Origin of the sequence: Hungatella sp. SL.1.14 (assembly GCF_024460495.1) — a bacterium.
GTDB lineage: Bacteria > Bacillota > Clostridia > Lachnospirales > Lachnospiraceae > Hungatella > Hungatella hathewayi.
This window is the reverse complement of sequence record NZ_JANFYJ010000604.1, coordinates 1-242: the sequence shown is the minus strand read 5'-3', so window position 1 is coordinate 242 and position 242 is coordinate 1. Positions and strand designations below refer to the sequence as shown.

General features: G+C 55.0%; 1 rRNA gene. It reads left to right on the top strand.

The window, feature by feature from the left end:
* Positions 1 to 242: ribosomal RNA gene (locus tag NE473_RS33395) — 16S ribosomal RNA — on the top strand; the annotation flags it as partial.

Genomic DNA, 242 nt, shown 5'->3' with positions numbered 1-242 from the left:
TCCCTCTTCGGAGCAGTGGAGACAGGTGGTGCATGGTTGTCGTCAGCTCGTGTCGTGAGATGTTGGGTTAAGTCCCGCAACGAGCGCAACCCTTATCCTTAGTAGCCAGCGAGTCGAGTCGGGCACTCTGGGGAGACTGCCAGGGATAACCTGGAGGAAGGTGGGGATGACGTCAAATCATCATGCCCCTTATGATTTGGGCTACACACGTGCTACAATGGCGTAAACAAAGGGAGGCAAAG